General features: G+C 73.7%; 9 protein-coding genes. 7 read left to right on the top strand and 2 right to left on the bottom strand.

Annotated features, from left to right (window positions below; genetic code table 11):
• Positions 1-1,000, bottom strand: a 1,000-nt coding sequence (locus GXP76_RS31185; protein ID WP_242574980.1) for a LacI family DNA-binding transcriptional regulator, incomplete at its 3' end; no start/stop codon positions are given.
• A 141-nt stretch (positions 1,001-1,141) separates the two neighbouring features.
• On the opposite strand from GXP76_RS31185, the gene GXP76_RS31180 reads away from it, so the two are divergent.
• Complete coding sequence (locus tag GXP76_RS31180; protein ID WP_242574979.1) at positions 1,142-3,274, top strand: glycogen debranching N-terminal domain-containing protein; 2,133 nt, start codon at positions 1,142-1,144, stop codon at positions 3,272-3,274.
• Between the two features lie 96 nt (positions 3,275-3,370).
• On the opposite strand, the gene GXP76_RS31175 is transcribed toward GXP76_RS31180, so the two are convergent.
• A complete protein-coding gene (locus tag GXP76_RS31175; protein ID WP_242574978.1) occupies positions 3,371-3,637 on the bottom strand; it encodes a hypothetical protein in 267 nt (88 codons plus the stop codon).
• Between the two features lie 101 nt (positions 3,638-3,738).
• Between GXP76_RS31175 and GXP76_RS31170 the strand changes: the two genes are divergently transcribed.
• From GXP76_RS31170 to GXP76_RS31145, 6 genes are all read left to right on the top strand, one after another.
• Entirely contained in the window at positions 3,739-4,479 is a 741-nt protein-coding gene (locus GXP76_RS31170) for a class I SAM-dependent methyltransferase (protein ID WP_242574977.1), read from the top strand.
• 163 nt (positions 4,480-4,642) lie between these two features.
• The gene (locus tag GXP76_RS31165; RefSeq protein ID WP_242574976.1) at positions 4,643-5,896 is read left to right on the top strand and encodes a DUF1266 domain-containing protein; all 1,254 of its coding nucleotides are present in this window, start codon (positions 4,643-4,645) and stop codon (positions 5,894-5,896) included.
• A 142-nt stretch (positions 5,897-6,038) separates the two neighbouring features.
• Complete coding sequence (locus GXP76_RS31160) at positions 6,039-6,632, top strand: helix-turn-helix domain-containing protein (protein WP_242574975.1); 594 nt, start codon at positions 6,039-6,041, stop codon at positions 6,630-6,632.
• A gap of 69 nt (positions 6,633-6,701) precedes the next feature.
• Entirely contained in the window at positions 6,702-7,940 is a 1,239-nt protein-coding gene (locus tag GXP76_RS31155; protein WP_242574974.1) for an FAD-binding oxidoreductase, read from the top strand.
• The gene (locus GXP76_RS31150) at positions 7,937-8,263 is read left to right on the top strand and encodes a (2Fe-2S)-binding protein (RefSeq protein WP_242574973.1); all 327 of its coding nucleotides are present in this window, start codon (positions 7,937-7,939) and stop codon (positions 8,261-8,263) included. Before GXP76_RS31155 ends, GXP76_RS31150 begins: the two co-directional genes overlap by 4 nt.
• An 11-nt stretch (positions 8,264-8,274) precedes the next feature.
• On the top strand, positions 8,275-9,669 hold a 1,395-nt coding region (locus tag GXP76_RS31145; protein ID WP_242574972.1), incomplete at its 3' end, for an NAD(P)/FAD-dependent oxidoreductase.

Below are 9,669 nucleotides of genomic sequence, written 5' to 3'. Positions count from 1 at the left end.
CGGGCGCCAGGAGCACGCGCTCCGGTGCGGAGTCGGGGTCCTTGATACGGGCCGTGAGGATCCGGGTGCAGGCCCGCCCGACCTCGTCCAGCGGCTGGCGGACGGAGCTGAGGCTCGGCGAGAGGAGACCGGCGGCGGGCGAGTCGTCGAAGCCGACGACCGCCACGTCACGCCCCGGGCTGAGCCCCGCGTCCCGCAGCGCGCGGTAGCAGCCGAGCGCGAGGGTGTCGCTCGCCGCCACCACGGCGGTGGCGCGGCCGACGACACGGGCGACCGCGCTGCGCGCGGCGTCCACGTCGTCCAGCGACGACACCCGCAGGTCGCGTATGGGCAGGTCGTGCCGGCGCATGGCCTCGCGCCAGCCGCCGGCGCGGTCGTCACCGACGCCCGAGCCGCGCGGCCAGCCCAGGAACGCGATCTTCCGGTGCCCGGCAGCGACCAGGTGGTCGACGGCGGCGGCGGTGCCGTGCGCACCGTCGACGTCGACCCAGTCGCCGGTGTCCTTCGCCGACCACCGGCCGAACGCGATGAACGGGACCGCGTTCTTGTGGAGCCAGCCCGGTCGTTTGTCGCCCCGGTAGGTGTTGCTGAGGACGAACCCGTCGACCGAGTGCTCCCGCAGCAACTCGTCGTAACGCTCGGCCTCGTCGTCGGCGGGCGCGGCGAAGAGCAGGATCCGGTAGCCGGCCCGGTCCGCCGAGTCCGAGAGCGCGTGCAGGAAGTGGTCGGACACGGGCGTCGACAGGCCGGGGGGCGTGGGCTGGACGCCGTAACCGATCAGCCGGCTGGAGCGGGTGCGCAGCGAACGGGCCGCCTGGTGGGGCCGGTAGTCCAGCTCGTCGAGCGCCGCGCGGACCCGCTTCAGGGTCGCCGGCGCGAGGAGGTCGGGCGAGTTGAGCGCGTTGGACACCGTCTGCGTGGACACCCCGGCCCGCTGGGCGACGAGAGCCAGGGTGACCGGCCCTCCCTTGCGCCCGCCTGCCGACGTCGTACGTGCCACCAACGGCCTCCGTTCCTCGCACGGCGGCCGCTCGAAATGCGGCGCCGCATCTGCAATGGATCGATAAAACTCTTTCCCCTGGCAGCTTGGCAAGGGTTAAGGTGAATTTTGATCGATCCAAATCACGAGAGGCGCCACACAGTGAACACGGTCGTCCAGGGAAACCCCGCCGGTCACCAGCCGCCCGCGGACGTCGTCACCGAGGGCCTTCAGCCCTTTCTGCACGACGTCTGCACCACGCTCTACGCGCCCAGCCTGGTGCTGTCCCGGCCGGCCGGTGACATCGACGGCGGCCCCGACGGGTTCTTCCACGGCGATCGCCGGCTGCTCTCAAGACTCTCGGTCCGGGTCGAGGGCGTGCCCGTCCTCCCCGTCAGCACCACGATGGCCTCCGCCGACCGCACGGCCTTCCGCGCCGTGCTGCGCGGCGTCGGCGAGCACACCGCCGACCCGGCCGTCACCCTGCACCGCGTCCGCTCGGTCGAACCGGGCGTGCTGCGCGAGGAGTTGGAGATCGCGAACGCGGGCGTCAAGGACATACGGGTGGAGGTCGTCGTCGGTGCGGGCAGCGACCTGGCGAGCATGATCGACGTCAAGTCCGGCCGTCCGGTGCCCGCGCTGCCCGCCGGCGTCGAGGGCGACACGCTGGTCTGGAGCCGGGACGGGGTCGGTGTCCGGCTCCGCGCGACCTCGGGCTCCCCCCGGATCGAGGCGGCCACGGGCGAGCTGCGGTTCGAGGTGGCGCTGGCCGCGCGCCAGTCGTGGCGTACGACCCTGGAGTGCGTCGTCACCGACGACGAACCGCTGCGTTTCCCGGCCGTGGCCCGCGACGCGGTGCCGTGGTCGGCCACCGCGCTGCGCAGCGCCGACCACCGCATGGACCGGTTCTTCGCCCGCTCGGTCGGCGACCTGGAGCGGCTGCTGCTGGCCGATCCGGAGCACCCGCAGGACCAGTTCCTGGCCGCCGGATCCCCGTGGTTCCTCACCCTGTTCGGGCGTGACTCCCTCTGGGCTGCGCGGATGCTGCTCCCGCTCGGCACGGAACTGGCGGCCGGCACGCTGCGTACGCTCGCCCGCCGCCAGGGCGTCACGACCGACGCCCGCAGCGACGAGCAGCCCGGCAAGATCCTGCACGAGGTGCGCCGCGAGGAGCTCAAGCTCAACGAGGGCGCGACGCTGCCGCCGGTCTACTACGGCACGGTGGACGCCACCCCGCTGTGGGTGATCCTGCTGCACGACGCGTGGCGCTGGGGCCTCGACCCCGAGCAGGTCCGGGACCTGCTGCCGCACGCCGAGGCCGCGCTGGAGTGGCTGGCGGCGTACGGCGACGCGGACGGCGACGGTCTGCTGGAGTACATCGACGTCTCGGGCGAGGGTCTCGCCAACCAGGGCTGGAAGGACTCGGGCGACGCCATCCGCTGGCGCGACGGCACGCTCGCCGAGGCCCCCATCGCCCTGTGCGAGGTCCAGGCGTACGGCTACGAGGCGGCGATGGGCGGCGCCGCGCTGCTGCGTGCCTTCGGCCGGCCCGGCGCGGAGCGCTGGGAACAGTGGGCGGAGCGGCTCAAGCGGCGCTTCCGGGAGAGCTTCTGGGTCGAGGACGAGACCGGCCGCTACCCGGCCGTGGCGCTCGACGCCGCCAAACGCCCGGTGGACTCGGTCACTTCGGGCTTCGGCCATCTGCTGGGCACCGGACTGCTCGACGAGGAGGAGAGCGCGCTGCTCGCCGCCCGGCTGGCGGGACCGGAGCTGAACTCCGGCTTCGGACTGCGTACGCTGAGCACGGATTCGACCGGTTTCAACCCGTTCGGCTATCACATCGGGTCGATCTGGCCGCACGACACCGCCATTGCCGTGCACGGCCTGGCCCGGGCCGGCTTCCCGGCCGAGGCCGCGTCGCTGGCCGGCGGTCTGATCGCCGCGTCCACGACGTTCGAGGGCCGGCTGCCCGAGCTGTTCGCCGGTCACGGCTCCGCCACCGACAGCGTGCCCGCCCCGTATCCGGCGTCGTGCCGCCCACAGGCGTGGTCGGCGGCGTCCGCCGTGGCCCTGCTCCAGGCCGCGCTCGGCCTGGAGGCCGACGTACCGGCCGGCACGCTGCGCTTCTCGGCGCGCGCCGCCGAGGGCATCGGCCCGCTGGAGCTGACCGGTCTGCGGGTGGCGGGCGCGCCCCTGGCCGTACGGCTCGACGCGACCGGCCGGGTCCGGGTGGGGGCACCGGACACGCTGACCGTGCACGGCGCCGACCGCGCCGCGGACGCGTCGCGGACGTAACGCCGGCCGCCCGGAGAGCGAGGCGCACGGCGCACGGTCCGGCGCTGCCGGGGCTCGGCGGGAACTGAGCGCGGCTGCCGGGCGGGGGGCCGCGGTTCAGCGTGAGTCGCCCTGCCAGTCCCAGCGCCGCGGGTCGCCGTCGCGCGGCCCGTACAGGGTGCGCCCGCCCGGTCCGTACGCGCCTATCTCCGTCGGGAGCGTCGCGCCCTCGGCGAGCTCCTGGTCGGTCCAGCCGGTGACGTCCAGGAGCAGCCCGTCGAGCGGGCCCGCGCACAGCTCCCGGTAGCTGTGGCCGGTCCGCGGCCCGGGGTCCGGGTCCTCGTGGTCGGCGCCGTACACCCGGCGCCGCTTCAGTTCGTCCATGAACGCCAGCATCGCAGCCACCACTGACAGCCGGGTTCTCCGCGCGCGCCACACGGAAAATCGGGGGCGCCGCGAGCGGCCACTGCCCTACGGTCCGTCCCATGGACGATGAGGACGGTTACTTCGGCGAACGCGTCGCGGCCACGTACGACAATCCGTCGGCACGGGAGTTCCAGCCGGAGACCCTGGCTCCGATGACCGATCTGCTGGCGGGGCTCGCCGACGGGGGCCGGGCGCTCGAACTGGGCATCGGTACGGGGCGGGTGGCGCTCCCGCTGGCCGAGCGCGGGGTCCCGGTCCACGGCATCGATCTGTCCCGCGCGATGGTCGCCCGTATGCGGGACAAGCCAGGTGGCGACGCGATCGGCGTGACGATCGGGGACTTCGCGACGACGAGGGTGGACGGGACGTTCTCCGTCGCGTACCTCGTCTTCAACACGATCATGAATCTCACGACCCAGGCCGCCCAAGTGGCCTGCTTCCGCAATGTCGCCGCCCATCTCGCGCCCGGCGGCAGCTTCGTCATCGAGACCATGCTGCCCGAGCTGCGGAAGCTCCCGGCCGGCCAGGACGTGGTGCCGTTCCATGTGAGTCCGACACGCTGGTCGTTCGACGTCTACGACGTCGCGACGCAGGAGATGAGCTCCAACTACGTCGAGGTCTTCGACGGTCGCGGCGACTACTGGTCGGTGCCGTTCCGGTACGTCTGGCCGGCGGAACTCGACCTGATGGCGCAGCTCGCCGGGATGCGGCTGCGCGACCGGTGGGCGGGCTGGCGGGGCGAACCCTTCACGAGCGAGAGCGAACGGCACATCTCGGTGTGGGAGAAGCCCGCGCACTGACGAAGCGTCAGCATGCCCTGTAAAAGGGCTGGTTGACGACCGTGATGCCCACCGGACGGCCCGTGCGGATGGCGTACGGGAGCGTCCGCCGTCACCGGTACCGTAGGCGGATGATCTTGCGGCCTGAGCCAGGCCGGCACCGGTACGGTACGGAGGGGGACCCATGCAGACGGCGGCCGAGGACGAGGTCCACGACGAGTTCTTCCCCATCGTCCCCGGCCCGCCGGACGGCGGCCGCTGGCAGGCGCCCGCCGATCTGGAGCAGCATCTCCACAAGCTGGCCGGGACCGGCAACGCGTACGCGTATCTGCGTGCCATGGCCATCGAGGGCGTGTACTACCCGGTCAGGCTCGACGAGGCACTGGCGGCCGACGAGTCCACGTACCCGATGCTGACCAACGAGATCCCCGACGGACGCACCGTGGCACAGGTCTACACGGCGGGCCTGCTGCCCAGGCCGCACCCGTACCTCGTCTACGAGTACGCGACCCTGGGCGCGCTCGCGCGGATACTCCCCGACGGTGTGGACATCCTCGCGGTCAACGTGGCCACGCCCTGCGAGCAGTACTTCCCCACCGACGACGACGAGCGTGACGTCTGGGTGGATCTGCATCACGAGCTGTTCTCCTCCGAGGAGTTGATGGACCGTCTGGTGACCCGGCGCACCGGCGCTCCGGAGGCGGGACCGCTGCTGCACGGCCTGGCCTGCGGCGCGCACCTGTGCTTCACGAACGGCGACGCGTGGAACACCGCGCACTGGCACGGCATGGGTCACCGGGGCGAGCGGGAGCGCGTCGCGGACTCCTGGGGCGTCCACGACCGCGCGGACTGGCTCGCGATCGAGGAACGGCTGCTCGCATGCGAAGTCAGCCCGTGGTACTGGGACTTCGTCCTCGGCGCGCGTACGGCGCTGATCGCGGCGCAGGGCCCTCGCGTCGACGCCGAGCAGTGGCGGGACTGCGTGGAGGCGACGATGCGCGACCAGGCCGCCCGGACCGGAACGTCGGCGGACGACGCCGAGTTCGACGACTTCGTGGCCCATCTCCGCGCCCTGGTGGGCAAGTTGCTCCGCTACGAGGCCCGCTTCCGCGCCGACGGGCTCCTGCCGCCGGACGGCGTCGTCCGGTCGGTCGCCGCGTGGGACATCGGGCGCGGCTCCAAGATGGCCCGCTGGGGCCGGGGTGCCCGGTACGCCACCGAGGCCGAGATGTGCACGGCGCTCGAACGCGCGTCGGGGGCGGCGCGGGCGGCGTACGGCTCGTGGGAGGAGTTCTCCGCCGGCTATGTGCTGGGGAGGTGTCTCCACTTCGACGAGGAGGAGTTCGGCCCCTGGTACACGACCGTGCTCGACGCCCATGTGGCGCTGGCGACCGCGCCGGACAGTCCGTGGCGGACGGTTCCGTTCGACGCGAGGTGACGACGGTCGGGCGCCCGGAAGAGCGACCTGCCGGCTCACCGGTCGAGTAACGTTCGTGATACCGAACGCACCGGCCTCGTCGCCGCCCATCGAAGCGAACAGGCCGAAGCGAACAGACCTGACGGTCGAAGGAGCTCGCCCGATGTCCCCCAGCAGCCCGGTCCGAAGCGCGCTGGCCGCCAATCTCCGCCGCGAGAGGGGCCGGCGCGGTCTGTCGCTCTCGGAGCTGTCCCGGCTGTCCAAGATCGGCAAGGCGACCCTGTCACAGCTGGAGTCGGCCACCGGCAATCCCACCATCGAGACGGTCTTCAGCCTCTCCCGGGCTCTGGAGGTGCCGATCTCCGACCTGCTCGACACCGGCCGCGCGGAGGCGATGACCGTGGTGCGGGCGGCCGAGGTCGACGTACTGAGCGGCGAGGGTGTCGACCTGCGCCCGCTCCGGCGGATCGAGGCGGGCGGGGTCATCATGGAGGTGTACGACCAGCGGGTGCGCGCCGGTGCGCGGCAGCCGTCGCTCGGGCACGCGGGGACCGAGCACACCGTGGTGCAGAGCGGCACGCTCCATGTCGAGGTGGACGGGCACGAGGTGGAACTGGGGCCCGGCGACTACGTCTCGTTCGACGCCTCGCTCCCCCACCGCTACGCGGCACACGACGGGCCGGTGCGATCGGTACTGCTGCTCCACTACCGGCCGGGCAGCGGTGCCCGGCACGAGACGCCGGAAGCGCCTCACTGAGGTCCCCGTACGGCGTCGTTGACACCTCCGGTACCTCGCATCGTTCGCTATGCAGAACGCGGAGGTCCGATGAACCGAACACGAGTCGTCATTGTGGGTGCCGGGATCATCGGCGCCGCCTGCGCCCGCGAACTCGCCGTCGCCGGTTTCGACGTACTCGTACTGGACCGCGCCGGGGCCGCCGCCGCGACCACCTCGCACGGCGAGGGGAACATCCTGGTCTCCGACAAGGGCCCGGGTCCTGAACTGGAACTCGCCCAGCTGTCCCGCCGGTTGTGGCCCGAAGTGCTGGCCTCCCTCGCCGAACGGCCCCCGTCGGCGAGCGAAAGGGGCGCCATGGGCGGCATGGACGACGTGGACGCGGTCGAGTGGGACCCCAAGGGCGGCGTCGTCGTGGCCACCACACCCGAGGGCGCCGAGGCGCTGCTCCCCTTCGCCGCGGCCCAGCGCGCGGCCGGGGTCCGGGCCGAGACCCTGGACGACGACGCCCTGACCGCCGCCGAGCCCTTCCTCACCGAGCGGCGCACCGCCGCGGTGTACTACCCGGACGACGCACAGGTGCAGCCGGCCGGCGCGGCGACCGCCCTGCTCGCCGACGCCCTGCGAGCCGGGGCCCGCCTGCGTACCGGCCGCGAGGTGCACGGCGCCGTCACGCGCGGCGGGCGGCTGACGGCGGTGCGCACGGCGGACGGGCCGGTGGAGGCCGATGTGTTCGTCAACGCGGCGGGACCGTGGTCGGGCGAGGTCGCCCGGCGGCTCGGCGTTCCGCTGGACGTCCGCCCCCGCCGGGGCGAGGTGCTCGTCACCACTCCCCTGCCGCCGACGGTCTTCCACAAGGTCTACGACGCCGACTACGTGGGCGCGGTGGGCAGCGGCGCGGGTGACCTTCAGACCTCGGCGGTGGTCGAGTCGACCCGGGCGGGCAGCGTCCTGCTCGGATCGTCCCGGCGGCGCGTCGGCTTCGACGACCGTCTGCGCCCCGAGGTGCTGTCCGCCGTCGCGGCCAAGGCGCTGAAGCTCTTCCCCTCCCTTGCGGGCGTTCACGTCATGCGTGCGTACGGGGGCTTCCGCCCGTACGTCCCCGACCATCTGCCCGTCATCGGCGCCGATCCGCGACTGGCCGGACTCTGGCACGCGACGGGTCACGAGGGGGCGGGGATCGGGCTGTCCGTCGGCACCGCGCTCCTGCTGCGCGAGTTGCTGACGGGCGGTGCGACGGCGATCGACGCGAGTCCGTTCCGGGTGGACCGGCCGGCGGTGCTCGGCGACGCGCTCGGCCTTTCGACCATCACCGAGGAGGGATCATGAGCCCACGTCTGGTACCCGCCGGGTCCGACCCGGCCGGCCGCCGGGACCGGCCGCTGACCATCACGGTGGACGGTGATCCGTACAACGGCGTCGCCGGCCAGACCCTGGCCGGGGTTCTGCTGGCCGCCGGCCGGACGTCCTGGCGCCAGGCCCCGTCGGGAGCGCCGCGCGGTGTGTTCTGCGGTATCGGTGTCTGCTTCGACTGCCTGGTGACGGTGAACGACGAGCGTGACGTACGGGCGTGCCGCCGCCGCGCCCGGGACGGTGACGTGGTGACCACACAGTCACGCGCCACCGGCGAGCGGAACGGGCCGCGCCCATGAGCGGGGCTCCGGTGACAGGCCGTCGTCATGTCGTCGTCGTGGGCGCCGGACCGTCCGGCCTCGCCGCCGCCGACGCGGCGCTGGCGGCGGGTGCGGAGGTGACGCTGATCGACACGGCCGAACGGCCCGGCGGCCAGTACCACCGCATGCTGCCCGAGGCGTACGGGGCGACCGACCCCGGAGCCCTCCAGCACGGCTACCGCTCCTTCGACCGCCGGGTCCGCCGGGTGCTCGGGCACCCGCGCTGCTCCTGGTGGGCGGAGAGTTCGGTCTGGGCTCTGGAGCGCCGCGACGTGACCGGTGCGGGCGGCGCGGCCGACCCGGCTACGGACGGGCCGCCGCTGGTGCACGTCCTGAGCGGTACGCCCCGGCGCCGCCATGTGCTGGAGCCCGACGCGCTGGTGCTCGCCACCGGAGCCCATGACCGGGTGCTCCCGTTCCCCGGCTGGGACCTGCCCGGCGTCTACACGGCGGGCGCGGCCCAGGCGCTGGCCAAGGGAGAACGCGTGGCCGTCGGGGACCGGGTGGTGGTCGCCGGCACGGGGCCGTTCCTGCTGCCGGTGGCGACGTCACTGCTGGAGGCCGGGTCGCGGGTCCTGGAGGTGCTGGAGGCGGCCGGGCCCGGGGCGGTGGCCGGAGGCTGGCTGCGCCGCCCGTGGGAACTGGGGCCGCAGCTCGGCAAGTCCGGTGAACTCCTCGCGTACGCGGCGGCGCTGGCACGCCACCGGGTCCCGTACCGGTTCGGCGCGGCGGTCGTCGAGGCGCGTGGGGACGGCCGGGTCGAGGAGATCGTCACCGCCCGCGTCCGCGCGGACTGGTCGGTGGTGCCGGGCAGCGAACGGGTCATCGCCGTGGATGCCGTCTGCGTCGGTCACGGGTTCACCCCGCGACTGGAACTGCCGGTCGCGGCCGGGTGCGCCCTTGGCCCGTTGTCCGCCGGTTCGCCGCCCGGGTCCGCCGAGGTCTTCGTGGACGTGGACGACGACCAGCGGACGAGCCGGAGGCGCGTGTACGCGGCGGGCGAGATCACCGGTGTCGCCGGCGCCCCGGCCTCACGCGCCGAGGGCGCCGTGGCCGGCTGGATCGCGGCCGGCGGCGCCCCGGAATCACGCGGCCTGGCCACGCTCCGGGCGAACCGCGACCGGGGCAGGGCGTTCGCCGCCCGGCTGGCGACCGCCCATCCCATCGGCCGGGCCTGGCCCGGCTGGCTGCGCCCCGACACGGTGATCTGCCGCTGCGAGGAGACGACGTACGCGGCGGTGTGCCGGTCGGCCGCCGACCCGACCCGTACGGAACCGGCGGTGGCGAAGCTGGCGACGCGCGCCGGGCTGGGGCCCTGCCAGGCCCGTATGTGCGGGCCCACCGTCGCCGAACTGCGCCGTACCGCCGTCGGCGTGGGCGCCGGC

The sequence above is a fragment of the Streptomyces sp. NP-1717 genome (genome assembly GCF_022695985.1).
Classification (GTDB): Bacteria; Actinomycetota; Actinomycetes; order Streptomycetales; family Streptomycetaceae; genus Streptomyces.
The sequence above is the reverse complement of the archived record's forward strand: the minus strand, read 5'-3'. Positions and strand labels throughout refer to the sequence as shown.

Bases quoted from the DNA above. Each gene is read 5' to 3' on its own strand.
- GXP76_RS31175 (WP_242574978.1), bottom strand. From the start codon at position 3,637: ATGGACGAACTGAAGCGGCGCCGGGTGTACGGCGCCGACCACGAGGAC.
- GXP76_RS31170 (WP_242574977.1), top strand. From the start codon at position 3,739: ATGGACGATGAGGACGGTTACTTCGGCGAACGCGTCGCGGCCACGTAC.
- GXP76_RS31165 (WP_242574976.1), top strand. From the start codon at position 4,643: ATGCAGACGGCGGCCGAGGACGAGGTCCACGACGAGTTCTTCCCCATC.
- GXP76_RS31160 (WP_242574975.1), top strand. From the start codon at position 6,039: ATGTCCCCCAGCAGCCCGGTCCGAAGCGCGCTGGCCGCCAATCTCCGC.
- GXP76_RS31155 (WP_242574974.1), top strand. From the start codon at position 6,702: ATGAACCGAACACGAGTCGTCATTGTGGGTGCCGGGATCATCGGCGCC.
- GXP76_RS31150 (WP_242574973.1), top strand. From the start codon at position 7,937: ATGAGCCCACGTCTGGTACCCGCCGGGTCCGACCCGGCCGGCCGCCGG.